Origin of the sequence: Bacteroides sp. LFL-34 (genome assembly GCF_027257075.1) — a bacterium.
Lineage (GTDB): Bacteria > Bacteroidota > Bacteroidia > Bacteroidales > Bacteroidaceae > Bacteroides > Bacteroides ovatus.
The window spans coordinates 80,109-103,892 of sequence record NZ_JAPQKZ010000010.1 but is presented as its reverse complement, the minus strand read 5'-3'; the positions used below and the strand labels follow the sequence as shown (position 1 = coordinate 103,892).

Sequence of the window (23,784 nt, the reverse complement as noted above, 5' to 3'; positions counted from 1 at the left end):
GCTGATTTTATTTATGTGATTCATCACCCTTTACTTCTTTATTGTTGTTAAGCCTATCAACCAAACTATTAAACTTCCCATTAACATAAATCCCAATCCCAAATATACTGCCAGCATATATCAGACATTGAGCAAAAAACCACAATACACTGTCATGAATCTGACCTAACGGCTCTACAACAAAACCTGCAACGGATAATCCGACTCCAGCAAACAACATTCCCACTGCGGTCCATACTTGTATATCTTCTTTTGTATTCTTTTTCATACTAAACAGGTTAGATAAACGGTCAACAATGAAATTACCTCAATCCAGAACATCGGCTTTCTCTTTATGAAGTCGGAGATGAAGTTACCGGTCCAGTGCTCACTCATGGAGATAGCCATGTACGCAATGAATCCAGCCCATAACAATAACCAATACCAAGAATTGCAACCTACCCATATCTGGGAGAAGATTAAAGACATAGCAGCACCGATACAATGGGCGGTTTTCTGGCTTCCTTTGAAATTGGGAGATACACCCAATACAATCATCCCGACAACCGAAAGGAATACAAGAAACTGGCTGTTTTCCGTACTTGCTTCAAATGCTGCCGGAAGAAGCAATGCACCGGAGCCGATCATGCACAAACCGAACCAAAACTTATGCGTCAGGGCATAGTAGGTGTCACTGATAGAGTAAGGAATTTCCTCCATCTTTTTAATCATTGCAAAGACGTAGCCGGCAATGAGGATGAACGACATTAATACTAGTAGAATCATAGCTTTATCTGTTTATAGTTTATAATACAAAATTGAGTTTCTCCGGATAACCGGTTTTATAATTATAGTAATTAACCTCTTCTTTGCTAAGCAAATTTTTCACGGCTGCAATATGAGCCTGTGTAGTATTGTAGCAATCAAGAGCGTATAATTCTAATTGGTCAAGCATATTTAAAGCGTCATTTACGGGAATTACATACTTCTCCGCATTGTACCACAAAGTAGTATATACCCGGCCCGCTTCTTTTTCTATGTTTATTGAGTTGACTAATCCTACACGGGTGTCTTTATCCAGCCATATTTGTTTTCCGTCCAGCGTCAAGGAGTTTACAGCATCCGACTTGTCGTAAGCGTTGATCTCTGCGATCTTTATCTCTTTCAATTCATCAATGGTGTACTCATGCTCAACCAATACCGGGTAACCGCTTTCGTTCTCCTTGATTTCTTTTCCGGATGATTGACCGTCAAGCAATTCCTGCCAGTACTCCACCGATATTTCTACTGCTCCTTCTTGTGGTTTATCATAGAAACCATTTTTCCAATATATTTTTCCCATAATATTACCTCCTTATTTCCATCTACCAATTGCAAACCATGTAAAATTCCAGCTAGTCCAAACAATAGCCGGAGTTGAATTTATTCCACGGGTGAGAACTCTACAATATGATGTATATTTACCATTAAGGTCATACCCCGGAGCATATATAAAAGATTCACCTGTATTATTTACTGCTCCAGTGAAATAAATGTTATAATCAGTATTATAGAAACTGGTAGGAAAATACAGATTAATTGCCCCCCCGGTTGCTCCGACTCTTGTCCCCCACTGTATCAAAAGCCCATTATTGAACTTGGCATAACCGTTTGCTCCCAAAGAAACCGTCATAGCGTTGGAGAGGTCTGCTTTAGCCAAGTTGGGTATCATTGCCAATAGTTCTTCAATCCTAGCTCCCGAATATTGACTGTTATAATCACTCATAGAACTTACTCTTTATAACGTTAAACGTACTGCCGTCAGACAGTATAAACCGTCCTTCGGTCACTGCAAATGCCTGTCTTTTCCCTTCTTGAGATACCGTAGTAGAAACGGAAACTGGATTATTGCCCTTAGTAGTCGAGAACACGACAGTTTGTTGCCTGTCCAATCCTTCATTGGCAACATCGCTCATTACGCTTGCGGCTCCATTAGGGCCGGGCGTAATGACAATGTTTCCTTCTCCTTCCTTCCAAGGTACAAGTATATCCATTATGCGGCAGTCCAAGAAGTGTTAGACGTAACAGCAACGGAAACAGCTGAACCGTTTTGAGGAATTGTAATTTCTGTTGGGGAAACGGATAGTTTTGCGTCTCCTGCTGCCTGTTTGATTGCAATCTGTACAGCCTGACCACCGTTTGCGGTTACTTTTAATGTTCTTACAACTTCTTCAATAGTTTCATTTGCTGGGAATTCAAGTTCTATGGAGAATGGGAACTCTGCTGTAGCACCTGGGTCACCTGTGATGCTAGCCGCATTATCTGTCTGTGTCCCATTCGCACTATATTTCGCTGGAATGGGAACATCTGATACGCTACCCGCCCATGCAAAGGTCAGCTTTTGAGAATTAGTCTTACCTTCAACTGTGACAGTCCCGGCAGCTTTGGGCGCAGACATTTCCGCTCCGTTATCAAAAGATGCAAACTCGGATTTAGGAGTTTGAGTTACTTTATAAGTTGCAGGAGTAGATACTCCGACACCCGTTATTGTCACCGTACCGGTTCTAGCTGTACGACCTGTATGAGCACTTGCACTGTTTGCAATTGTCCCATTTCCGCTTCCAGTTGAAGGGTTTAAATTTAACCAACTAGGCTTTGCCATAATTCAAATCATTAAGTAATTAAACAATAAAATTTTATTCTTTTGTTGCTGTGGTCCATACCACATTTGACAATACATCTACGTTATCTTCAAAGTTATTGGAGAGCATCAACCAGATGTAATCAGGCTCTACTCTCAAATAAGCATCTTTGCCAACGTCACAGACAATCCCTACCGACACTTTAATTGAACGGCTGGGATTTACAGAGACATTTATCCCAGACAAAGGAGATGTGCCCACCTTTATTCCTTTCGAGGCTTCTATGTTAACCCGTATGCATCCCATATTATACAATTCTTATTCCGGTTGCCGACTTGTCTACCTCCGGTCTTATTCCTCCTTCATAATCAGTGTCAGGAAGATAAGCCGTGGTTTCTATCCAAATTTCTCCCCTCCCTATGATGTTGGTATCAAGGAAACAAGTATAGCTGTTCTTATCATTACGTACCATTTCCGACTTCTTGATCGTCTGGGAATTGAGAGTTACAGAGAACTTGCATTCGAAATCTATGTCATCCATTGTCAAGCCCGAAGGTAGTTCAATAGATACTGCTAATTTTATGATCGTTCCTTTTGCTACCATTGTTTTCAACTTATTTATTCTTCTTGTGATAGAGCATTGCTGACAGCTATTCGGTCAATGACACGAGTAAATAACTGCGCATACTTTTTTAGAGATTTAGCTTGTTCAGGGGATATATCAACTTCTCCTTTCCGGTATATATCTTGAGCAAGATTAAATTCTCCAAGATCACCTGTATTTTGATAAATCGCATTTCCGAATGCTTTAGATACATCGACGGTACTCTTGTTCCCTTCGAGATCGGTTAATTCTATTTTTCGAAAGTCTATTTTCATAATTATTTTGGAAGAAATAAATTATTCACAATATATGGAGCAACACTTGTTTGAATTTCTGCTGTGATAAAAGTTTTAAATCCCCAAGCTTCAATACTATAAGTTTGAGAATTAGGATGGTTGTATATTACCCTTTTGGGATAACTTGAGTTATTTACAACTGTAATTTCTTTATACATTGCGGATTCGCATATTCGTAGTACGCTATTCCCGCTACCTTCCATAACAACACAGTCAATTGGTCGACCTGATTCAGGATATTTATGCTCTGAAGTATCAGTACCATATCCATATACATGCACATAAAAATTAGCACTGTAGTTAGCAGAAACTGTTATTTTAGTCATCTTGTAATGCCCGAATTCGCCACGGCACCATAAATCAGCAGTCAGAAAACGATAACTTCTCTTCGTTCCGCCCTCTCCCTCATAAGTACCTTGATGTTGTATATCTCCCTCAAGGTACATTTTCTCCTGACTTACATCAAAGCCTATTGCACACTTTTCTGTCTCTTTCCCGTTTTCAATCTCAACTCCTACAAGTTTTTTAAAAGAACCTGTTGCACCTTTAAGATGTGTTACTTCAAGAGTTTCAACATCAATAAACTTAGTCTTTATCTTGCCAGCCTCGATAAATGTCTCTCCGCCTACGGTCATTCCACCGGTTTCTGGAAGAGATATTTTACCGTCAGATGTTAGCTCGACACCTGTAACATTATGCTTAAAAGCCCCTTCGGTTATCATCCAGCCTTCTGTTTTCTCAAGGTTCCCCACGAATATCCCAGAAGTTCCTAATACATCAATCGTCGCATTTTGCGCAAGAAGGACGTTTGTTGCCACGTTCTCGAACTCGCTGAACTCTTCCCACTTCGTTGAGTCAAAAGAAGTTGTAGACGTATGCGTAATCTTACAAAGTTTGTTCTGACCGTTATAGATTACTGTATCTATGAAGGTCTCATTGCGGTAATACTCGGTATTGGCTTTCCATACTCCACGGGGACGGAGCATTGCACCGGGTAACCCAGTTTTTCCTTGGCTTCCAGTGATGCAAACCGGATCGCTTTCCCATGTCGAACCATTCGTATAAGTTACCTTTGTTTTAGTCCATAGGTACTTACTATCCTCCCATGTTGGAGACGTGGTAGACCATGCTCCGCCTTCCAATGATGAAGAAGAGATTGAAAGGTAAAACAAAACATCAACGGCACTTATCCCTACGCCATCGTTTCCGCTTGGTCCCTTTCCACCTGTTACACATACCGGATCTGTCTCTGTATATGTATTGTTAGTGTAGGTGATAACTACACGTGTCCAGATGTATTTGCCATCCTGCCATGCCGGAACAGAAGTCTGCCACGATCCACCGGTAGGCGTGCTGTATGATGTAGACAGGTAATATTGTTCGGCAACACTCTTGACTCCGATCCCAGTTTCACCCGTGGAACCGGTAGAGCAGATAGGGTTAGTGGTTGTTGATGTGCTGTCTGTATATGTTATTACTGATCTAGTCCAAATATATTTCCCATTTTCCCATGTCGGAGGCGTTGTGCTCCATGAACCACCAACCAAAGAATTAGAAGAAGTAGACAGATAATACTCTTCGACAATGCTTGATATTCCCCTACCATCATCCCCTGTACTACCCTTACCTCCGGTGATACAAGCGGGATTGGTTTCAATAGATGAACCGTCTGTATACACCACTTTGGTTTTGCTCCAAATGTATTTCCCATCTACCCAAGTTGGTGAGTTTGTAGACCATGAACCACCGGAAAGGGAGGTTGAAGAACTGGATAGGTAATAAAGGACATCAACGCTCTGTACGCCTTTACCGTCTTTTCCATCCTGTCCATCTTGCCCATCTTCCCCTTTAGAAATAACCTTCAACCAGTCAGTAGAAGAATCTGACGGCTCCTGCGTAGTCGTAGATTCAATGCAAATCCATGTGCTTCCGTTGTGGGTTACTTCGTCATAATACCAATACGTTCCGGATTTCCATTCACCTTTGAAAGCCGGAACCGGTACTTCCGTCACACCATCGTTTGAAATCTGTTTGATCGTACCGGTCATGTAGATTCTGTTAAGATATGCACTATGTCCGGTCATATCCATTCCAAACAGTTTCAGGTTAGACAGGTCTCCCAACTGCATGGCAATCATATCCTTTGTGATCTCCCAGTTGTTTACACCTTTAAGGAAACGGATATAATTCTGCGTGGAATAGCTGGACTTCTGGCGTTCTGCATTGGTGAAGTTGCCGTAGCAAACAAAGTGCATAGCCTTTTGAGGATGGTAAGTATATCCGCTACGGAGAACATATTTAAAAGAACCATTATCCAGCTTTTCGGTGATCCGGAAATAGGTTGTCTGAAAGCCTGTGTCATTGTTAAAGTTAGCCTTGCAAATATCATCCACTTCAACAGCTGCAACCTCGCCCGGTTCAAGCTTCAGGTAAACGATGCTGTTCTCTTCGTCCACAGATTCGATTATACCGCCTCCGGGTGCGTTCCATTCCTCACCCGTGATAACTGATACCCGGTTATATCGCAATTCCGGCACTTCAAGGAAATCACGTAGGCGCAACGATTTCGCATCTATATCACCGGCTGGGGTTATCAGCCAGCCAAGTAACTTTTCAGCATAATCAACAGAAGATATATTGCCGGAGAAGGCGGCATTATTGGCTGTAAGCTTATCAAGCACCTTTACAATATTGCTGCTCAATTCTGTTGCAGTTATCGTGTCCGTTACAACACCTTTGGTAACGTTAATGCCGTTCAGGAATGAAATAAGCCCTAGGGCTGTGTCATCTTTCGTCTTACTTATAGCATAAGCTATAATCTCCTGAAGCACTCTTTTTGCAGAGAATACGTTTCTGTCAGACGGGATCGTCTTGTCATTAACCCCGATAACATACACACTGATTCCACCACCTCCAACAGCAGAGCCGGAATAGGTTTGTCCCTTGTAAGTGAGGGAATCAAGCTTGCTCTCTATCTCACCGATACGGGAATATGAAGCCGTCTCACCGACTGTATAAATCGGGTGATCGTAAGGAATATCCAGCGGCCACTCGAAACCGATTATTCTTGATTGTCTGCCTTCCGGGAAAAATGCCTTATTTATCAGGTTGACTTTAGCCCCGACTTCGTATGTACGAATATTACCCTTATTGTAGATGAAATCAGCATCCATCTCACAATCGTAGGTGGACGGGTCAATCATGGACTTTTTTACATAATCTTTAGCCTTTTCCAGAAGTGCTTGTTGTGCGTCCGGCAACATCTGTTCGGAGATGTATGCGGTATCAAAGCCGTAAAGGATATATGTGTCTGCGGGAACATCCTTATCTTCTTCTTTGTGGGCGGCTTGCGGAAATAGTACATCGTCAGGAAGTGCACGCCCGTAATCCTCATTACGGACTATTTCAAAGGTTGTACCGGTATTGTCGCTCTCTTTGAGAGTAAGAGCAAAATCCAGTCCGGCAAGTTTTCCGGTTTGGAAAATCAGGTGTAACTCTTCCAGAAGGAAGTCTTTTGTAAAGTTCTTCAGTCCCGTATCTTTGAAGGTATAGATAGGATATTTATTGCCGGTTGGCTTGTCATCAACCTTTTCATCTTCCCAAGTAGGATCAGGAACTACCGTAGTACTACCAATATACTTGGGATATTCATCCTCAAATATAACAATCTCTTCGATTGCCTCCTCTTCCGGCATTTCCACGTTATCCGGATCATCGTAGTTTTCATCTCCGATGTTGATACGTTCACCGGTCGGGCTGTATTTATAAGCATCTACATAAGAAATACCCTCCGGAAGCATAAGGCATTTCTGAACAACTCCGTTAAGGGTCATTTCCTTGTCATCCTTACTGAAGTAGTTATCGGGGACTTTACCGCTTATGATGTTGTTAATGGTGTACCGGTTACCTAGAGAAACGGTTACACCTTCTGGTAACTGGATAACGTTTGCTGCGTCACCGGTTAAAAGGTCGGGATTGTAAACAGCATCAAAAGCCCGTCCGGCATTTGCACCGGAAAGGAATGTTACGGAAGTCGTTGCAGAAGAACCGCCATACAGGTTAATATCGTATGTTACATACGCCTGAAAAGTCGATAACAGTTCGGAAGAAGCTGGAGCTGGTACGTGAACGTATACCCTTACTTTTAAATCAGAACTGTTCTTGTCGATAACCAACGTGTCGGGAACCTGTATTTTAGCCGCAATCTCATATTGTTGATTTTGGGCTAATGAAACCGTCTGATTGCCAATAATTACCTCTTTTGATTCCCCGGAAATATTATAGATATATGACGCTTTCAATATATAATCTCCTGCCGGGAGAAAAGCACGGTTCCCTATTTGTGGGACGGCTGTTGATATATTGATTGAAATTCCTTCCGAAACAACTTTATAAGAACCACCTTTGGCTGATGAAGTTAAAGCTTTATTAAGTGTCCATTCTGTATAAGAGGGAGTAAAGGGTCCGCTGCCTTCGTTGCTATTAGCGGTATAGTCTTCCTTATATGTAACTCGTGACGGAAAGTAGTTTATTTTGAGCGGTCTTGACGTATCGGATATATTACGTCCATTAACCTCTTTTACGTCGAATATCAATTCTTTCCGGTAACTGGAAGGAATGTTACGGGTAGAACCAAAAGCGTAGATACGGGTCGCATAAGTGGTCTGGCTGTCGCTGCGTGTCATGCTGTTGACATTCACGTTTTCTGTGTCTGTCAAATCACCGGCTTTGAAATCAACGGGTGAGCTGTATTCACAACGTCCGAAATGAATAACGTGCTCTGTTATCCACCATTCACACTCCCAAGTCTCCGCCATCTGTGTGAGAGCGTCGATCAGATTCACGTTATCGTAGGAAATGAGCTTGGAAGTGTTTTCTACTGTGCTGTCAATCTCGTATGTAAACTCTTCCTCTCTGAACTTATATCCGAGTGCATTCAGGTTATCTAGAAAAACATTTAAATGCGTGTCAAGGGTAGCGGTGAGATTCCATGCGGCTTCGCGTCCGGTGGTTTCCGGTGTATAGAAAAACTTCTTGTTCTTCCATTTCCAGTAATAAGCATCAAGGCGGAGTTCGTAGTCGTATGCACCTGTCGTTGTATTGTAGGTAGGCTTATAAAGGTCTACAAGCTCAAATATTCCCAACTCATTGTCTACGTAGTCGCCTAGTTTGAAATACACCGGATTGGAAAGGCTAAATAGCAAAGTGATATAATCTTCCTGCATCAAAAGGAAGTGTCTTTTCGAACCCTCATTGATAGTAGTCGAAAAGCGAATGTTGCCGGATATGTCTTTGATGTCTACTAATTCTGCCATATCACAAAGTTCGCAGATAGAAACGTCAAAACATAAAATCCGGCAATCCTATGAACCACAATTTGCCTATTGTGGTAATTTTACTCTCTATTACCCGGATTTGGCTCGTTAAGCTTTACCGAAATCTTTGAAAACGTCCTTGCCGTATTGAAACCGAAAGGCTGTGAACGGGTGTAATATAGATGATAAACCTCCTCTCCTAAGGCGGGAACCTTGACAGTAAATTCCCCTTTTGTAATCTCATTCAGAAATGCCTTATACTTGGTGATGTAGTCAGACGGAGAACTTCCTTGTAGGGTAAAGGTTAGTGTTATATCCCGTTCGTCAATCTTCCGATTGGCTATAATTATTTTCTTCCCGTCCTGTAAACGGGATTTATTCTCTATAACTTCTTTCATTGGAAGCGGAGCGTAGATAGCTTCAATGAACCCATCTCCCATTCTCACGCCCCACGTTGCGAAAGCGTCTTTATTGTTAATTAATAAGTCGGCCATATATTATAATTTTGATGTATTTCGTTTAACTTCAGCAATATCCGTCTCAATATTCTTCAATGACTTGTTCATGCTTGTTGTATCATCATGAATACCAGTCAACTCCTCATAAGACAGCCTTAACAAATCCCGTGTCTCACTAGCAATGTCCTTTATCCCTGTGGTATTGGCAATAATAGGCAGCATATCCGCTCTCAATTCAAGAATAGACATTGTTTGTAGCTGATTCTGATTCTTGATTTCCTCTCCGGCAATTTGCAAAGCGGTGAAACGTCCGTTAAGCTCGTCGATTGAATCCTGTGACGCAGTGGCAAAGCCTTTCTTTGAGGCTTCTTGGGATGAAGATGAAGACCATCCAAAAACTTCCTCCAGTCGATCACGTTCCGCCAACATCGCATCTGTTATACTTTGTTGCATAGAACGCAACCTGTCTACTTCTGATTCACTGAATAATCCATCTTCTCCAGCTTTAGACCAACTATCATAAAGTTCCTGTATTTTAGTATCGTAGTTCTTGGATATAACAGACTGAAGTATGGATTTTCTTAAATACTCTTCAAAACTATCGGCAAAATCTTTATTGGTGCTATCAAGATCAGATAACAGGCTTACGTAACTATCTCGGAAACTATCAAAGGATATTCCTGTAATCTGCTCCTTTACTGATTCTATGATTTCCGCCTCCGTCTCTCCGTATTGAATAATATCATCCAAATAACCTCTAAAATCCGTGTCCATTTGTGACCACAGACCGGAATAATTTGTCTTTATCCACTCCAGTTGATCGGCTGACATATAAAGCAGGTTCCACATATTGCTGAATTCGACACCTCCAAGAGCACTAGATATTTCTCCAGCTACATCTTTCCAGTTCTGACCTTCATATTTATAGGAGCCTTGCCACATTCTATACGCCATAGAGTGACTGCCTGCACTTGCTCCAGCGTCTAAGCGTTCACTAGCAAGCTCCCTAGTTATATCTCTTTCGGCTTTCAATAGGTCTAAAGCTTCCTTGCCCGCTTTGGTTGCTTCCGCTCCGTATGATTCATTTATATAAGCTTTTTTCTTATCTAAGAGTTGATCCCAAACATCAAGTAATACGTCATACTTGGCTACCATTTCGTTGTAATCAGAATAGTTTGCACCTCCGAGCCCCAAATCAATTCCTAACATCTTGAACGGAACCTCAATAGTTCCACCAATGGCACTAATAACATTGTTCACAATATTTTTGCCAAATTCGACTCCTCCATCTTTCCCAAATTCATCAAGAAGAGAGAGGACAGCTGCAATAATTCCTCCTATTTTGCTACCGGATTCACTTAACGCATCTACCAATCCTCCAACAGCACTACCAAAGCTACTTAAGTTAAATTCCGCACTTCCCAGTTGCTGCATAGCATCAGCAACAGCCGTTATATTACTAATTGCCTTATCCCTGGATTTTTCAACATTGGTCTGTGCATTGACTTGTGTATTTTGAGCTTTATTTACTTTCTTTTGTGCTTCTTCTTTTTCGGCATCCGTTCCTTTCTTATTAGCTTCAACCAGTTCCTCTTCTGCTTTTTTCAGTTGTTCTGTAGCATCCGCTAACTCTTTCATAGAATCAGCCATACCTCCAAAGAAACCACCTTTATCGACAAGGGTATCATTGATGGAATTTATTGCGGTTTCAATAACTTGTATTTGTTCCGGAGTAGCATTTTTGAATTCAGAAGACTTCTTAAACTCCTGCAACTGCTTCTTTATTTTGGTTAGTTGATCTTTAGTAACTTTGCTCAAATCACCGAAAATCATTTCCCAATTTATTTCCTCTTTAAGCTTACTCAAATCCAAGTTAGCTAAAGCTTCCTCAAACTCCTTTTGTAAGGATGCTGCTTCTCCGGCATTGGCGGCTTTATTAATAGCATCTGCATATTTCCGAGTGATGGCCTCTTTTTTCTGTTGGAATGTACCATATTTTATGATATATTCATTCCACGCCTCTTCTTGGTTACGTATTTGGTCGTTAATTTGGCGTTTACTCACATATCCAATAGTAGCATCAATAGAAGAGGTATCTACTTTAACAGAAGAAGGATCGAATGTTTTCTTTTTATAGTTCTTATTTTTCTTTACATTCAATTCTTCCCTTGCATCAAAAAGTTTCCTTTGATACTCAATCTCTGTCCGAATGTAATCTTCTCTCTGGCGTTTTAAGTCTTGTATTTCCTTTTTGTTATCCAATTCACGTTGAGCACGGATTTTAGCTTCCCCTTCTGCCATAGCATCAATACGGGACTGTACAACCTGATTCTCCAAATCTTCTTCCCGTCGCTTTCTTTCAAGAGCCTGTTTATCCAAAAGATTGGCTATCTTCTTTTGTTGGTCTAAAATAGAATTGTAATTTTTATCTGGATTTTCATACTTTCCACCTAGACCAGCAACTGTTACCAACTTCTCAAGAGATTGAGACGATTTTTGATAAGAATCTTGTAGATTTTCTTGTATTGCTATTTCTCTATCAGTTTCTTTTATTCGGTCTTTTATTCCCTCAATTTCTTTAGCTAATCCGGCATAACTTTCTGGTCTGGCTCTCATTTGAGAAAGCTGTTGAACCGTTGCTTCTTTTGCAACTAATTCTTGCTCTAATCTCTGTTTTGTGATATATGCAATATTTTTAGATACTCCAGCTTGAAATGATTTATACCAATTCTTTGCGATTTGATCGGCCGCTGCTGTCGCTTTAGCATTTGCTATAATTTGCCTTGTTTGCTCTTTAATAGACTTTGCGACCTCACCATTTTTTATAGATTCATCTGATAAGTTTTTAAGATGAGAAGGGAACGATCTTTTCAGCTCTTTTACTGCATTATTTCTTTCTTTTGTAGATTTAGTTACATCTGTTGCAATCTTATATAGACTGTTAAGTTTGGTAATTTCTTTTGAACTTTGTTCCATTCCTGTAGATGTTACATTATATAAATCTCGTTGAGCTGTATATAAATTCTTGATAGCTTTTTCGGCTTTCCCTAAACCACTAATCCATTTTACAAGCTTATCTCCATACAACGTTAAAAGAGTGATCCCCACAGTTAAAGCCGTCTGCCAACTAACTATGGAAGAAACAACCTGTTTCCAAACAGGTATAGCAGTTTGCCCGCTCTTTTTCAAAGCTTCAAACTGAATCCTAGCCCTCTTTATTTCATCGGCAAGAATTGGCAAGTTATTAGAGATAGCCAAAAAGAAAGTTCTCCACCCAGCAGCCAAAGAAGGGAGCTCACGACCTATTTGTTGAATAGACATGCTTAGTCCATTCCAGCCGCTTGCATAATTACCGACATTCCTTTGATGATTCCCAATCGTTGCATCTAGCTCTTTTATTTTTGCATCTGCCTGTTGAATAGAGACTAATAGTTCTTTCCCGAATGGAGATGTTCGCTCACTTTCTGTCAATGCTCTATAAGCAGCTCTCATCCTACCTAAAGATTGAGAAAGAGCATCCATAGAAGTGGCGGCAGCATTGTCTAACTTAGCGTTAGCACTCAAACTCTGTCTTACTTCAGCAAGTGCTGTTTTATGAGTAAGCAAAGAGTTATTTAATTGTTCCAGTCTCCTTTGTTGAGCAGATGAAAGGCTAGAAGATTCCCCCTGTGATTTAGTGATCTTTTTTATTTCTGCGTTAAGTAGCCGGACCGCATTTTGCTCTTCTATTAACCTCTTTATGTTTTGCCCTCTCGTACCGAGAACATCACCGATTTCAGCTTTCAGTTCTTCATACGCCTTAGCCTGCGCCTGAATAGAAGTTGTTTCCGATGCATTAGTAGAAGAATTGGTATTGGTACTAGAAGAAGTATTAATACCCTTTGCTGCCTGCGACATTTTGTCCTGTGCCTGAATAATTTTATTCGAAGCATCAATAATTTTATTTGCAGACGCTGTTATCCTAGCCTCCGTCTCTCCCACCTTAGCGGCTAAGGCATCATATTGAGTTGTGAGACTCTTTAATTGTGCCTCCAAACCTTGTGCTATATCAATATCTACTTTTACATTGATACTTTTCAATGACTTCTTTACATTCTCGATTTCTTGCTTCAATTTTTGGAGCTTCTGAATGTCACTGTCTACATTTGCAAATATCCCTGCCATATTTATTTATATATTTTCTTTTGGACTTGCCTTATTGCGTATTTTCTTGCTGCCGTCAACACATCATATCCCTTTGATTCTACAAAAGAGGCATAAGGCATTCCGTCAGCTAAATATAATCCGTCTTGCGGCTTTTCCGAGTATATCAACATATTTTCCGTATTTCTCACAGCTTCGGGATGCCCCCCATCATCCCCCACTTCAATAGCTACTATACGCCCATCTCTTACCACACAGAAACCAGGAGCATTCCGTAGATTAAATGTATGATTTTGGTATTCTCCGTTTTTCTGGGCGTAACGTATGGCGTCTTTCCCTATTTCTACTAACTTAGAAAAGAAAGCGTCCTCTATTTGTTTTTGAAGTTCGCTCAATCCGCTATCATCCCCTATGAATTCCATACTTACTTATTTTGACGCCTCCGTGATGCCATATCTTTACCTTTCACTTTCTTTATTTTATCTCCAAATATTTGATGTATCTTATCACGTTGCATTAAAACCAGATTTCTATATGGTATTTCATACACAACTTCTTTATAAGACAAATGCAAATTTTCCATGAACGACGCAATTTGTCCTAATAACGTTTCATTACCGGCTATTTCGGTGTCGCTGCCAGCAGACTTACGTTCTTCGCTAAGCCGACAGCTTTCTGAAAAACCGATACATCAATCATTGAGATTGCTTCTTCCACGCCATTTACGCACTCTTCATAAGTACCTTTAGAAAGTTCCTCAAAAAGACTATCATCACCGTTAATAAACCATGAAAGAGCGTGAGCATAGTATTTTAAATCTGCTAGAGAAAGCAGAATCTCTCTTAATGTTTCTCCCTCTCGCACATCACATAAGTATGATATAGCATTTGACAAACTGTGTATAGTTGGAGGATATATTGTATATCCTTTCTTATTCACAATAATTGTCCTAAAATCATTTCCAATAATTGATTGTGATATAACTTTTGCTCCTTTATTCATAACTATCTTATTAAAAAGGGGCAAGAACGACAAATCCTCACCCCTCACCACTTTACAATATAGATAATGCCTCTGACGGTTGCGTCCCATCTTCTCCTGAAGAGCCATAGTTTACAGTACTCCCAGCGTTCACCCGCCTTGATCTAGCTGAATAACTATTTGAATTCGTAGCTGTTTCAGAAGAAGCAAGTGCTACATTTTCAGATCTTCATACCCCTTCTTTTACTTCACTCGCATCAAACCAGTATTCCGGCATAACAGCCTCATTTAAAGGCTCTAGCATCGTAGCTACGACTGCAATACCAACTGCACCATCAGTATTGGCTTCACGAGCTACTACATTTGCATAAGGAAGAACGCAATACTGATCGTCTTGCGTTAATGCAATCAAACATTTTTTCACCTCCACAATACCACGGGCACGCTTCCAACCTTTATCGGTATTAATAATTTCACCGCCCATAAGTTCTTTTTTTGTTGCATAATCATAGCGACCAATCGTGAAGTTAAAGGTCACATCTCCCATTGTTTTAGCTCCCATACGGTAAGTTGAACCTGTCAGCTGATTTTTGTAAGGTTCTTGCGTAGGATCTCCTTCTTCAATGGTCCACGTGTCTTGATGCACATTTTTAATCTCGGTAGCAGATCCGTTCGTTTTTACTAGGGCATATAACGCTGTACCTGTCAAATCAGCTGATACTGCATCTTCATCGGCATACCATAATCTTTTTATATCAACCGCTGATATTTGTATACTTTCCGCCATATCTTTTATATTTTTACATTTAAAACTTTAAACTTTAAAACCACATTTACATAACTACATGCAAGCTTTAGATCTTCTTCTATCCCTATCCGGTCTATTTCCCAATGATATTGAGTACTATCAAACACTCCACTTTCTCCTATTAAAAACAGTTTTGCAGTTCTTTCCAACTCGTTTAATCGTACCGTATTAGTCTTACCACTGGTCAAATATGGAACGCAGATGTTGATATGAGGATAACATACCTCCCAATAAGTTTCCGGCTCCAAAGCGTCTCTTACAACAATCACTATTAATTCGTTTTTTACACCTTTCTTAATGGCATTCCAACTGTCGTAAACGTCTTTTATCAAGAAGTCTTTTAGCTTATCACACAAAATCTTATATATGTCAGTCGTTACAATCATACCCAAATATCACATCTACCCTTAAACTCCTCCGAATAGCATTCGGCATTCTTCTTCACATCTCCCTCTCCTACAGTATTTCCTTCAGCATCCAGACACCTGATATGAGATCCTAAAACAATCTTTTTACCCTCATAAACCACATGGTAATTATACACCCAGCGTTCACCATTGACAGAGACTTCTTTTTGTTGGGAGTTGTCATGGCAGAAGCAATCTGTTACATCTTGCCAAGACTCTCCACCGGTTCCCGGTATTGGTCGGTTATACTCGTCGTTCTCTTCCAGAGTAATAACCTGTATTTGTAATTTATGTGGGGCAGTTTCTAGCATATCACCAAAATGTTACTTTAGGTTTATCTGTATTCAGTTCGTCCTTCAGTCCATACTTATTGCATAAAAAAGAATAGTATGACTTTATCCCGGAAATATCCCAAGAAAGAGACTTTGAATGACCGTTTTCTGATACCGATTTAGAAGTAGCTCTAAGCAATAAGGAGGGAATAAATCTTGCTATAGCAACAGAGATGGACTGCAAATTATCTTCAGTCATTTCCCCGTCAGGGTCAACCCCGGAAGAAAGATTAATCTCTACCAAGTCAGCCTCCGACAATGATATGCCGAAGGACTGAAACTTTTGCTTTATGTAGTCACTAATTATCATACTTACGCATTCATCGTGTCCAGGTCAAAAATTACAATCTTGTTTGGAGATGTAAATTCTGGAATCCATTCAGCTCCATATTCCATGAAGCGGCCTTCATCCGTACGTATGTTGGAAATATACATACCACCTTCTGAACGGGTGTAAGTCTTTCCCGGAACTGGATCGGTAATTTCATACGGAGTATGCCAGCGCATCTTTCCCTGCTTAGGAGTGGTAAACAAAGAAATACGGTTGTCTTTGAACACCTGTTTGAAAGTGCCGTCTGACAATTCCACCAAATCTTCGTTGATTACGATAGGCGGCAAGCCCAATCCTCTAAAGATAGTGGTCGCCATCTCACTGGACATAAGCCCGGCAGACAGTTGGACTTCTTTAGAATCAAAGCTTTGTTTGTAGAATTCCCCGAAGTCTTTTGATCCAATAATGCTATTGATAAAAGTCCTTCGAGACATTTCCATAGAAACGAACATGCCGAACTTAGTACGTAATTCAACGGTTTTCTCCATAAGATAACGAACAAAGTTCAGTTTGTCTGCAACTTGCGGAGTGATACGATGAACCGGCAACTCCATTTCAAGCAATTCGATTCCTTGCGGATTGTCATCTACTTTTACGGATGCTTTACCATCAGAACGAAGATCACCGTCCACAATATCCATACGTTTGTGTGGAGCAAGCAATACCTGACGCATATCATCTACAATGTAGTTGATAATGTCGTCCAGTGCGGCCCGTTGATCTGGTGTCTTCGCCTGATTGAACTTATTGATTAGTTCTTGAAGCATATCAAGTCTATCGTTGTCCATCTGGTATCTATCCCCCATATAGGCAACTTCGCCATATCCGGAACCCAGAGATTTACGTTCTCTTAACGGCTTGTTAGAGTTACGGTCAATTACAGAACCGGCAACAACACCCGTTACTGTCCCCAAATATGTTTTAAACACACGGGATTTCGTTTCCTCAAAATCGAGGTGCTTTTTCCAAAAGATTTGATCCAGCCTTAGAGCCTGCACACGGTCGATAACCGCTTTCACCACTCCCGGATCATTCAGTAATGTTTGAATAGTCAAATACATAGTTCCTCCTTTCTTTAATAAGTGAACATGAATCTGTCACCCAAAGTCTCCTTATCCTTATCGGAGATAGGAACAATGAGTCTTGTCGGTCTGATCTCGTACGCTTGGCCTATAGCGGTAACAGTTGCACCCGCTTCTACTTTAGTCCATTCATAATTTAAAGCCGTTGCTGTTGCTTTTGCCGTTTTACCGGCTGCGGCAGTAGCTTCAAACAATACCGCATCCTTTTCTGCGGCAAGCGTTGGCGAAGCGGCCAGAGTAACGGTATCATATTCCGCATTACTTTTGTCGATAGCTTCAATTGTACCGCCATTTGTACCGTTACCAATATGCATACCGACGTACGCAAGAGAATTTTTCTTGATCTTCAACGAAGTAGAACCGGCAGTGATCTTTTCGGCTACTTCAACGTTCAAAACAGCTTTTGCCGTTCGTTTCACAAAATCAAGAACCAAAGGGGTAAGAGGCGGGATCTGCGCAACCCCTGTCAAATTCGAAATATCCAGATTGAAGCCACCGGAATATCTATAAACCGTTTCAAAACGGCACATTTCCGGCATTTGTTTCTCAATCGGATTTAAATCATACTTAAAACCTGCTGGCATAATTAATCCTGTTTAGAGTTTTTAATTTCTTCAGTTCCCTTGTTTATCAGGGTGGCAATGTCATTTGAATTGTTCTGCTCATTGCTTCCCGATTCGGGAGTTCTCACATCTTGAAATCCTGCGTTGGCAAACGTCTGCTTTGCATCCTTGAAATAGTTATCCAAGTTTGCATCTTCGGGAATGCTCAACATAGGAACAAGGTTTTCGGGAATACCATATTCCTTTGCTTTTCCCATGATTTGCTCTTGGCGAGTGGCCTGCGCCTTCTCTGTTTCAAATTGAGTAAGCTTGTCAGAAAGAGGTTTAACGGCTGCATTCACTGCGTTCGCAATGATGGTCGCTATATCATCTTTCTTTTCTTCCGGCTTCGGATTTGGGTTAGGATTGGGATTCTCGATTTTATTTTTCAATTCGTCCAATTGTTTCTGTAGACCCGATTTTTCGTTTCTAACAGTATCAATGTCTCCTTGAAAAGCCTTCAGAAGTCCTTCGACCCCACTAATAGCAGTTTCTATTTGACTTTCTTCAGTTACGGTTTTAGACAAGTAGTCAGCCACCCCGTCAAACGCTTTATCACCAAACCCAAAGGTTTTATACTTCGTTTTTAGTGCTACTAAGATTTTTTCTTTCATACTGTATGAATTAGTTTTGATTTTCAACAGCATAAAGTTACACTCAAAGAAGAAAGCTATAAAATAATTACATGAGGGATAAACCACAATTGCCCAATTGTGGGAAATTAGTTGTTTTAAGGCATAATAAATGCTCTTCTTTGTGTTATTCACCGTTCTAATAGACAGAGAATACAAGGTAATGAAGTTAGTGTTATTGGTGAGAGAAAAGACGGTGCTGAAACTGTTAATCTTATAAATATTGCTAAAAAGTGAGGTGTTGAATGTTGTTTGATGTTGTTTTAACACTGTTGATGTTGTTGTTGTTGATAAAGTTACTACCTTTGTACCATCAAAGTAACGCAACTATGATACGTTACGAACAAAGATAGTAGTAATACTGTTGATGATAACAAACCTATTAATAAAGATTATGGCAATAGCAATTAAAAGTATCCCAACTTTAAAAGGAAATGATGCTAAAAGCTTTGTTAGAGCTGCAAGCAAAGCTGAAAGTAAGCGTGCTACTATTGATTATAGTAGACAGGCAAAAACTGCCCGTTCTATACTGGGAAAAGCCAAAATGTTATAAATTGACATTAAATCTATAGTTTGTGGGTTTTCTTCTTGATAAATGTACCTTTCAAGTATTAAATGAAACTACGCTAAAGGAATGTATTCCTTTTACATGTGGCAATAACGATTTAGACGAATTCTTTTCCAAAGAATGTTGTTTGTATTCCAAGCAATTATTAGGAAAAAGTTATTGTTTTAGACTTGATTCCGATCCTAGTATTATAGTTTGTGCCTTCACTTTATCAAATGATAGTATAAAAGTAAATATGCTGCCAAATGCAAGAAAAGGAGTAGTAAGCAAGCATATTCCTAGAGAAAAACAAATGAGAAGATATCCGGCAGTTCTTATAGGAAGACTTGGAGTTAATTCCGACTTTCAAAGCATGCATATTGGTACCGAATTGATGGATTTTATCAAAGTTTGGTTTGTTGATCCATTAAATAAAACAGGATGCAGGTTTATAGTAGTAGACGCTTACAACGAAGAAACGCCTTTAAGTTATTATTATCGAAATGATTTTAAATTTCTATTTTCTACAGAAGAACAAGAGGGTAAAAATACAGGAATTCCAGAAGGAGAGAAGTTAAAAACAAGGCTTATGTATTTCGATCTTATACAGCTTTGTATTAAAGATAAAGCGGAGTAACCTCCGCTTTTCTTTTGCCCTCTTGCGAAGGGCGGGAATGAAATCCTATTTTATAATAACGGCTATTCCAGAAGCAACCCACGCCCTGTTCCTTGCGTTATAAGTCGTTTTAAAATCAATCAATCCATTCGCTCCCATTTTCTTTGCTTCGGATACTATTTTATCCATCATCCTTTTGCTAGATGGAGCATACTCATTATTCGTTTTTCCTGTATATCCTTCGTATGGGACAATTAGCCGTAGATTTTCGGCTGTTTCGCCTTTTCTCAACTTGCCAACAGTAAATACCACTTCTATATTAGATATTGGCTGGTAATTGAATCCTGTCACTGTAGGGCTAATGGTGAAACCATCTTTGGTGTATTCTCTGTAGTCAACGACATATACAGATTCGGTATACATGTCTCTAGTGCATCCAGATAGAGCCAATATTATTATGATCGGATATAGGATATTTTTCATGATTCTATTGTGTTATAATGAGTATCAAAAGATATCCAAAAGTTTTTTCACACTAAACTTATCTATAAGAAACTTATCTAAAGACTCTGATCCTTCCCTAGAAAAAGAGTTCTTAAATTTATTATCTTTTATGTATTTATTATCTATAATTGATGAACGATTTCCTGTATTTCCCCACCCATCGATCATTATTCCATCTCCTTTTGTAAATTGTATATCCAAGATTGTAACTCTGTATTTTTTATCTTTTAAATCTATGATGACTTTATATGCTAAGTCATCATCAAATATTGTATTTCCAATTTTGCTACCTTTATATTTGTTGAAATCAATTTTGTTACCAGAAGAGCTTCCGATTATCCTAGATTCAGTTTGTTCGGCTATGCTTATATTCCCAAATATTTTAAAGTAATCAATTACTTCTTGAGTTGAAAAAGAGGTTTCATATACCTTCTGCCATATAATTCTATCATTAAATATTTTAAAGTTTAAGAATGTATCTTGAGAGTATACAGACGTAGCCAGGTTTACTAAAAGTAATAATAAAAACTTCTTCATATTTTGTGTGTATTATGGTTGTACGGAGGCAAATTAACATACAAATGCACACAAATGCAAATATTTCCTTACCTTTCTTTGGTTTTAGGTGATTTTTCTAGCATTAAATAAAAAGCCCCGCTAAATAGCGGGATGAATAACTATTTAAAGAAATCGTTAGCTTTGTCAAATGTTTCAAACATAGTAAAGTCTATATATTCTTCAGGCTTACTAAATCTGTTCTTATATATTGCTTCCAATTTTTTATATCCTTTATCATAATGACTTTTTTCTTGCTGATATTGGGAGTATTCATAAGCTAACACTTCCCTGTATATTTTATACACATCTGAAATGAACTCCCTTTTTACCATTTCTTTTGCCTTCTCTTTATTCCCTATGGCAAATTCGATTTTCGCAGGAGATATCCCTTCTAATGATATGGGAAGAGATGATTTTATCTTCTTCACATCATTGGTCATTCCCCATAACTTGAAAAACAGAATAATTTGTAATATTCCGAATACGATGATTACGATAGATACAAATAGTGTCATTCCTTCCATGATTTACAATTTAGTTAATGCTTTTATTTAAAGAATATATTGTCATTATAATAGTTGGAGTTGTCATATTATCAATCCATATTTTATCCCACATACGAGAGAATACATGGGCATCAACATGCTGATAATCTATTTTCTCAACTTTACCATATCCGCTACTATCTAATCCCAAACAATCAGCACAAAAATTTATGAATTCCACAAGTTCTTTGGTTAAAAGGTTGCTTCTCCCTTTAAATATGACATTTAACTCATTTTCTGCGACTTCTAATATTTCAGCTTCATAGAAAATTCCAAGTTCTAGCTTTTTTAAGCGTAGCGTATAATGTTTTACTTCATTTCCATACGAGCTTGTTTCTGTATGAGAGTATACTGGATTATATTGAAAAAGATTATTTATATCAATCGAAAAGAAATCCTTTATATCTCTTTTAGGAGGTATATCCTGTTTACCTTTAAATAAATTGAATAATCTCATGCTATGTGTGTTTTATGTTATACAATACGCAAACGTACAAAAATCAAAAATAAAATACAAGTTTTACAATACCTTTCTGACTTCAATACATGAAAATTTCCGTATATATTTAATACGGCAACTAGGTAATTTGAAAAAGAGGGATTATAAATGAAGAAAAGCCAGATTTCTCCGGCCTTACTTCCTATTCCCGATCAAGTATCCAAATGAAGCTATTGTTTTTCTCGATCTCTCCATTAGCAACCATTTCATCTAATACATTGAAAAACATAGTTTCACTTTTGCACTTGCAATTTATCGTGGCTATCCTACATGTTTTACATTTTTGTAGATAATTTAAAATGTATGATCGAATCTCAATTTCTGTTTCTAACATAAATACCTCCTTTTTATTTGGTTTATAGTTTTTCCGCTAACTTTTTAATATCCTCCTTACTCGAAACCTTGTGGATAGTTCCATCTAATTCGATGTAGCCATTTATATTGGTCGGTTCCTCGAATAGTTCAGTAATTCTCACGTTTAGGGCACTGGCTATCTTTTCCAATGTATCTTTAGTAGGATTACCATTGATTGCTTTAGATAAACCCACAGCCGATAACCCTATTCTTTCCGCTAACTCTTTTTGAGTTATTCCTGCTTGCTTGCAGATATCCAATATTCGTAACTTCATAATTATACTTATAGTTTATTGCTTGCAAATATACAAAATTATAGCATTAGTTATTATTCTTTGCTTGAAAACATACTTCGAGTATATCAAATTAGCATTTATTAACTTTATAAGGTTTGTTTGTATTATAATCATAGTTATATTTGCATCGTAATAATAAAACTAAATGTTTAACGGATAGCATACATACGATTATGAAACGTTACAACTTATCCCAAATAATGAAATCCGCTTGGCGCTCTTACAAACGTGCCGGCAACGAAAGAACGTTCTCCGAATGTCTGAAATCAGCTTGGAGCCTTGCGAAATTGCAAGAATACTGTTCACCGGAAGCGGTAAAGGCTAGAACGGATCAGTTCTTGGCGGAAAGACATGAAGCCATGAGCAACGCTGCTAAGGATACAATGGATAAGGGGTACAATAATAAGAGCATACCAGCATCGGCTTACTATACGGCTAGTACTGGAAGATACGGTGCTCATTACGTAGGAGATTAACCATTAAAATATACGAATATGCCAGAAATTACAATCATTGTATTATGCCTACTTGCCGGATATAAGATGTTCGGTGATGATAACGACAGGTTTTTCATGTGCTAAGCAAGAGCGACACGATAGTATCAACACATTAAATAAAATCATTATGGAAACAAGAAGTTTGGAATTATGGTCTACCGATAGGATTGATTTGGTAGAAGCGAAAAACGGTCAAGCCGTAACCTCTTCTTTGGTGGTTGCGGATTACTTCCACAAAGAACATGGTAAAGTCTTAAGGGCTATAAATCAGTTAGAATGTAGCATAAATTTCAGACAAGCCAATTTTGGCTTATCTGACTATACAAAGAAAAATGGGAATGTAAGCAAAACATATCCCATGTACTACATGACCCGTGACGGCTTCACCTTCCTCGCCATGGGCTTCACCGGAAAGGTAGCCGCCCAGTTCAAGGAAGCATACATCAACGCCTTCAACGAAATGGAAGAGAAGCTCCGCTCAGAGCGTTGTACGAAGTACGCAGAACGCATCGTCAAAAAGCAAATCAAGGAGTTCAACCAATCATTGCAAGAAACGCTCGTTAGCGGTCGCAAGAAGCACGGAAGTATCTACGGTGGGATGATACCTTACGGAAAGGAAGAAGTTGCGTACAACCCGAAAGAAAGCATGGAATCGAATCTAAAGCGGATATTCGGTCAAGTACATGAAATGTGTAAGGATGGCTTTCTAATGACTTCGTTAGCTGTAGAGACGAACAAGATGCTACAAGAGCTTATTAACAAGAAATAGAGTAGTCA

The 23,784-nt window shown here is 39.1% G+C and carries 31 protein-coding genes; 4 read left to right on the top strand and 27 right to left on the bottom strand.

Translation table 11 applies throughout. From position 1 onward, the window contains the following. Positions 1–7 precede the first annotated feature (7 nt). The 22 genes from N5O98_RS08265 to N5O98_RS08160 all read right to left on the bottom strand — a co-directional run bounded on the left by N5O98_RS08265 (position 8) and on the right by N5O98_RS08160 (position 18,573). The gene (locus N5O98_RS08265) at positions 8–268 is read right to left on the bottom strand and encodes a hypothetical protein (RefSeq protein WP_117514109.1); all 261 of its coding nucleotides are present in this window, start codon (positions 266–268) and stop codon (positions 8–10) included. Continuing rightward, a complete protein-coding gene (locus N5O98_RS08260; RefSeq protein ID WP_128131966.1) occupies positions 265–765 on the bottom strand; it encodes a hypothetical protein in 501 nt (166 codons plus the stop codon). Before N5O98_RS08260 ends, N5O98_RS08265 begins: the two co-directional genes overlap by 4 nt. 19 nt (positions 766–784) lie before the next feature. Beyond that, entirely contained in the window at positions 785–1,321 is a 537-nt protein-coding gene (locus N5O98_RS08255) for a DUF4376 domain-containing protein (RefSeq protein WP_117514113.1), read from the bottom strand. A 12-nt stretch (positions 1,322–1,333) separates the two neighbouring features. Continuing rightward, positions 1,334–1,744, bottom strand: coding sequence for a gp53-like domain-containing protein (locus N5O98_RS08250; RefSeq protein WP_117514115.1), 411 nt, complete (start codon positions 1,742–1,744; stop codon positions 1,334–1,336). Continuing rightward, positions 1,737–2,012 (bottom strand): hypothetical protein, encoded by a 276-nt coding sequence (locus tag N5O98_RS08245; RefSeq protein WP_118161121.1) that lies wholly within the window; start codon positions 2,010–2,012, stop codon positions 1,737–1,739. Before N5O98_RS08245 ends, N5O98_RS08250 begins: the two co-directional genes overlap by 8 nt. After that, positions 2,012–2,620, bottom strand: a complete 609-nt coding sequence (locus N5O98_RS08240; protein ID WP_118161120.1) for a BACON domain-containing protein — start codon at positions 2,618–2,620, stop codon at positions 2,012–2,014. Before N5O98_RS08240 ends, N5O98_RS08245 begins: the two co-directional genes overlap by 1 nt. Before the next feature lie 34 nt (positions 2,621–2,654). Beyond that, positions 2,655–2,906 carry a hypothetical protein gene (locus N5O98_RS08235; RefSeq protein WP_118161119.1) on the bottom strand — a complete coding sequence of 84 codons (252 nt, stop codon included), beginning with the start codon at positions 2,904–2,906 and terminating at the stop codon, positions 2,655–2,657. A gap of 1 nt (position 2,907) precedes the next feature. Then, entirely contained in the window at positions 2,908–3,204 is a 297-nt protein-coding gene (locus tag N5O98_RS08230; protein WP_117514123.1) for a hypothetical protein, read from the bottom strand. A 14-nt stretch (positions 3,205–3,218) separates the two neighbouring features. After that, positions 3,219–3,479 (bottom strand): hypothetical protein, encoded by a 261-nt coding sequence (locus N5O98_RS08225; RefSeq protein WP_195664355.1) that lies wholly within the window; start codon positions 3,477–3,479, stop codon positions 3,219–3,221. A 2-nt stretch (positions 3,480–3,481) separates the two neighbouring features. Continuing rightward, positions 3,482–8,815: a hypothetical protein gene (locus N5O98_RS08220; protein ID WP_229128002.1), complete on the bottom strand. Its 5,334-nt coding sequence runs from the start codon at positions 8,813–8,815 to the stop codon at positions 3,482–3,484. An 80-nt stretch (positions 8,816–8,895) separates the two neighbouring features. Then, entirely contained in the window at positions 8,896–9,309 is a 414-nt protein-coding gene (locus tag N5O98_RS08215; RefSeq protein ID WP_195664356.1) for a hypothetical protein, read from the bottom strand. Between the two features lie 3 nt (positions 9,310–9,312). Further along, complete coding sequence (locus tag N5O98_RS08210; RefSeq protein ID WP_195664357.1) at positions 9,313–13,437, bottom strand: hypothetical protein; 4,125 nt, start codon at positions 13,435–13,437, stop codon at positions 9,313–9,315. A gap of 2 nt (positions 13,438–13,439) precedes the next feature. Beyond that, positions 13,440–13,838 (bottom strand): hypothetical protein, encoded by a 399-nt coding sequence (locus N5O98_RS08205; RefSeq protein WP_087318688.1) that lies wholly within the window; start codon positions 13,836–13,838, stop codon positions 13,440–13,442. 2 nt (positions 13,839–13,840) lie between these two features. Next, the gene (locus tag N5O98_RS08200; RefSeq protein WP_195664358.1) at positions 13,841–13,999 is read right to left on the bottom strand and encodes a hypothetical protein; all 159 of its coding nucleotides are present in this window, start codon (positions 13,997–13,999) and stop codon (positions 13,841–13,843) included. A 38-nt stretch (positions 14,000–14,037) separates the two neighbouring features. After that, on the bottom strand, positions 14,038–14,418 hold the full coding sequence (locus tag N5O98_RS08195) for a hypothetical protein (protein WP_143241506.1): 381 nt from the start codon (positions 14,416–14,418) through the stop codon (positions 14,038–14,040). Positions 14,419–14,626: 208 nt separating this feature from the next. Beyond that, positions 14,627–15,184 carry a hypothetical protein gene (locus N5O98_RS08190; RefSeq protein ID WP_195664359.1) on the bottom strand — a complete coding sequence of 186 codons (558 nt, stop codon included), beginning with the start codon at positions 15,182–15,184 and terminating at the stop codon, positions 14,627–14,629. A 5-nt stretch (positions 15,185–15,189) separates the two neighbouring features. Next, positions 15,190–15,591 carry a hypothetical protein gene (locus tag N5O98_RS08185; protein ID WP_229128003.1) on the bottom strand — a complete coding sequence of 134 codons (402 nt, stop codon included), beginning with the start codon at positions 15,589–15,591 and terminating at the stop codon, positions 15,190–15,192. Beyond that, complete coding sequence (locus N5O98_RS08180; protein ID WP_195664361.1) at positions 15,588–15,923, bottom strand: hypothetical protein; 336 nt, start codon at positions 15,921–15,923, stop codon at positions 15,588–15,590. The genes N5O98_RS08185 and N5O98_RS08180 overlap by 4 nt, the downstream gene beginning before the upstream one ends. A 1-nt stretch (position 15,924) precedes the next feature. Further along, positions 15,925–16,254, bottom strand: a complete 330-nt coding sequence (locus N5O98_RS08175; RefSeq protein ID WP_195664362.1) for a DUF6706 family protein — start codon at positions 16,252–16,254, stop codon at positions 15,925–15,927. A 2-nt stretch (positions 16,255–16,256) separates the two neighbouring features. Next, positions 16,257–17,336 (bottom strand): hypothetical protein, encoded by a 1,080-nt coding sequence (locus N5O98_RS08170; protein ID WP_195664363.1) that lies wholly within the window; start codon positions 17,334–17,336, stop codon positions 16,257–16,259. A 14-nt stretch (positions 17,337–17,350) separates the two neighbouring features. Next, positions 17,351–17,941 carry a head fiber protein gene (locus N5O98_RS08165; protein ID WP_195664364.1) on the bottom strand — a complete coding sequence of 197 codons (591 nt, stop codon included), beginning with the start codon at positions 17,939–17,941 and terminating at the stop codon, positions 17,351–17,353. Between the two features lie 2 nt (positions 17,942–17,943). Beyond that, complete coding sequence (locus N5O98_RS08160; protein ID WP_195664365.1) at positions 17,944–18,573, bottom strand: hypothetical protein; 630 nt, start codon at positions 18,571–18,573, stop codon at positions 17,944–17,946. 412 nt (positions 18,574–18,985) lie between these two features. Between N5O98_RS08160 and N5O98_RS08155 the strand changes: the two genes are divergently transcribed. Beyond that, positions 18,986–19,144, top strand: coding sequence for a hypothetical protein (locus N5O98_RS08155; protein WP_195664366.1), 159 nt, complete (start codon positions 18,986–18,988; stop codon positions 19,142–19,144). 22 nt (positions 19,145–19,166) lie between these two features. Continuing rightward, complete coding sequence (locus tag N5O98_RS08150) at positions 19,167–19,775, top strand: N-acetyltransferase (RefSeq protein WP_195664367.1); 609 nt, start codon at positions 19,167–19,169, stop codon at positions 19,773–19,775. Between the two features lie 45 nt (positions 19,776–19,820). Here N5O98_RS08150 and N5O98_RS08145 read toward each other — a convergent pair whose 3' ends face one another. The 5 genes from N5O98_RS08145 to N5O98_RS08125 form a co-directional block, all read right to left on the bottom strand. Then, positions 19,821–20,177: a hypothetical protein gene (locus tag N5O98_RS08145; RefSeq protein WP_195664368.1), complete on the bottom strand. Its 357-nt coding sequence runs from the start codon at positions 20,175–20,177 to the stop codon at positions 19,821–19,823. 84 nt (positions 20,178–20,261) lie between these two features. Beyond that, entirely contained in the window at positions 20,262–20,795 is a 534-nt protein-coding gene (locus N5O98_RS08140) for a hypothetical protein (protein ID WP_195664369.1), read from the bottom strand. A 140-nt stretch (positions 20,796–20,935) separates the two neighbouring features. Continuing rightward, complete coding sequence (locus N5O98_RS08135) at positions 20,936–21,340, bottom strand: hypothetical protein (protein WP_195664402.1); 405 nt, start codon at positions 21,338–21,340, stop codon at positions 20,936–20,938. Positions 21,341–21,350: 10 nt separating this feature from the next. After that, positions 21,351–21,818: a hypothetical protein gene (locus N5O98_RS08130; RefSeq protein WP_195664370.1), complete on the bottom strand. Its 468-nt coding sequence runs from the start codon at positions 21,816–21,818 to the stop codon at positions 21,351–21,353. Positions 21,819–22,216: 398 nt separating this feature from the next. Beyond that, the gene (locus N5O98_RS08125; protein WP_195664371.1) at positions 22,217–22,489 is read right to left on the bottom strand and encodes a helix-turn-helix domain-containing protein; all 273 of its coding nucleotides are present in this window, start codon (positions 22,487–22,489) and stop codon (positions 22,217–22,219) included. Between the two features lie 194 nt (positions 22,490–22,683). Between N5O98_RS08125 and N5O98_RS08120 the strand changes: the two genes are divergently transcribed. Next, positions 22,684–22,986 (top strand): hypothetical protein, encoded by a 303-nt coding sequence (locus N5O98_RS08120; protein ID WP_195664372.1) that lies wholly within the window; start codon positions 22,684–22,686, stop codon positions 22,984–22,986. 148 nt (positions 22,987–23,134) lie between these two features. After that, a complete protein-coding gene (locus tag N5O98_RS08115; RefSeq protein ID WP_229128004.1) occupies positions 23,135–23,776 on the top strand; it encodes a Rha family transcriptional regulator in 642 nt (213 codons plus the stop codon). Positions 23,777–23,784: the final 8 nt, after the last annotated feature.

Coding starts and splice junctions, on each gene's coding strand:
- N5O98_RS08265 (WP_117514109.1), bottom strand. CDS start 268: ATGAAAAAGAATACAAAAGAAGATATACAAGTATGGACCGCAGTGGGA.
- N5O98_RS08260 (WP_128131966.1), bottom strand. CDS start 765: ATGATTCTACTAGTATTAATGTCGTTCATCCTCATTGCCGGCTACGTC.
- N5O98_RS08255 (WP_117514113.1), bottom strand. CDS start 1,321: ATGGGAAAAATATATTGGAAAAATGGTTTCTATGATAAACCACAAGAA.
- N5O98_RS08250 (WP_117514115.1), bottom strand. CDS start 1,744: ATGAGTGATTATAACAGTCAATATTCGGGAGCTAGGATTGAAGAACTA.
- N5O98_RS08245 (WP_118161121.1), bottom strand. CDS start 2,012: ATGGATATACTTGTACCTTGGAAGGAAGGAGAAGGAAACATTGTCATT.
- N5O98_RS08240 (WP_118161120.1), bottom strand. CDS start 2,620: ATGGCAAAGCCTAGTTGGTTAAATTTAAACCCTTCAACTGGAAGCGGA.
- N5O98_RS08235 (WP_118161119.1), bottom strand. CDS start 2,906: ATGGGATGCATACGGGTTAACATAGAAGCCTCGAAAGGAATAAAGGTG.
- N5O98_RS08230 (WP_117514123.1), bottom strand. CDS start 3,204: ATGGTAGCAAAAGGAACGATCATAAAATTAGCAGTATCTATTGAACTA.
- N5O98_RS08225 (WP_195664355.1), bottom strand. CDS start 3,479: ATGAAAATAGACTTTCGAAAAATAGAATTAACCGATCTCGAAGGGAAC.
- N5O98_RS08220 (WP_229128002.1), bottom strand. CDS start 8,815: ATGGCAGAATTAGTAGACATCAAAGACATATCCGGCAACATTCGCTTT.
- N5O98_RS08215 (WP_195664356.1), bottom strand. CDS start 9,309: ATGGCCGACTTATTAATTAACAATAAAGACGCTTTCGCAACGTGGGGC.
- N5O98_RS08210 (WP_195664357.1), bottom strand. CDS start 13,437: ATGGCAGGGATATTTGCAAATGTAGACAGTGACATTCAGAAGCTCCAA.
- N5O98_RS08205 (WP_087318688.1), bottom strand. CDS start 13,838: ATGGAATTCATAGGGGATGATAGCGGATTGAGCGAACTTCAAAAACAA.
- N5O98_RS08200 (WP_195664358.1), bottom strand. CDS start 13,999: ATGGAAAATTTGCATTTGTCTTATAAAGAAGTTGTGTATGAAATACCA.
- N5O98_RS08195 (WP_143241506.1), bottom strand. CDS start 14,418: ATGAATAAAGGAGCAAAAGTTATATCACAATCAATTATTGGAAATGAT.
- N5O98_RS08190 (WP_195664359.1), bottom strand. CDS start 15,184: ATGGCGGAAAGTATACAAATATCAGCGGTTGATATAAAAAGATTATGG.
- N5O98_RS08185 (WP_229128003.1), bottom strand. CDS start 15,591: ATGATTGTAACGACTGACATATATAAGATTTTGTGTGATAAGCTAAAA.
- N5O98_RS08180 (WP_195664361.1), bottom strand. CDS start 15,923: ATGCTAGAAACTGCCCCACATAAATTACAAATACAGGTTATTACTCTG.
- N5O98_RS08175 (WP_195664362.1), bottom strand. CDS start 16,254: ATGATAATTAGTGACTACATAAAGCAAAAGTTTCAGTCCTTCGGCATA.
- N5O98_RS08170 (WP_195664363.1), bottom strand. CDS start 17,336: ATGTATTTGACTATTCAAACATTACTGAATGATCCGGGAGTGGTGAAA.
- N5O98_RS08165 (WP_195664364.1), bottom strand. CDS start 17,941: ATGCCAGCAGGTTTTAAGTATGATTTAAATCCGATTGAGAAACAAATG.
- N5O98_RS08160 (WP_195664365.1), bottom strand. CDS start 18,573: ATGAAAGAAAAAATCTTAGTAGCACTAAAAACGAAGTATAAAACCTTT.
- N5O98_RS08155 (WP_195664366.1), top strand. CDS start 18,986: ATGGCAATAGCAATTAAAAGTATCCCAACTTTAAAAGGAAATGATGCT.
- N5O98_RS08145 (WP_195664368.1), bottom strand. CDS start 20,177: ATGTATACCGAATCTGTATATGTCGTTGACTACAGAGAATACACCAAA.
- N5O98_RS08140 (WP_195664369.1), bottom strand. CDS start 20,795: ATGAAGAAGTTTTTATTATTACTTTTAGTAAACCTGGCTACGTCTGTA.
- N5O98_RS08135 (WP_195664402.1), bottom strand. CDS start 21,340: ATGGAAGGAATGACACTATTTGTATCTATCGTAATCATCGTATTCGGA.
- N5O98_RS08130 (WP_195664370.1), bottom strand. CDS start 21,818: ATGAGATTATTCAATTTATTTAAAGGTAAACAGGATATACCTCCTAAA.
- N5O98_RS08125 (WP_195664371.1), bottom strand. CDS start 22,489: ATGAAGTTACGAATATTGGATATCTGCAAGCAAGCAGGAATAACTCAA.
- N5O98_RS08120 (WP_195664372.1), top strand. CDS start 22,684: ATGAAACGTTACAACTTATCCCAAATAATGAAATCCGCTTGGCGCTCT.
- N5O98_RS08115 (WP_229128004.1), top strand. CDS start 23,135: ATGGAAACAAGAAGTTTGGAATTATGGTCTACCGATAGGATTGATTTG.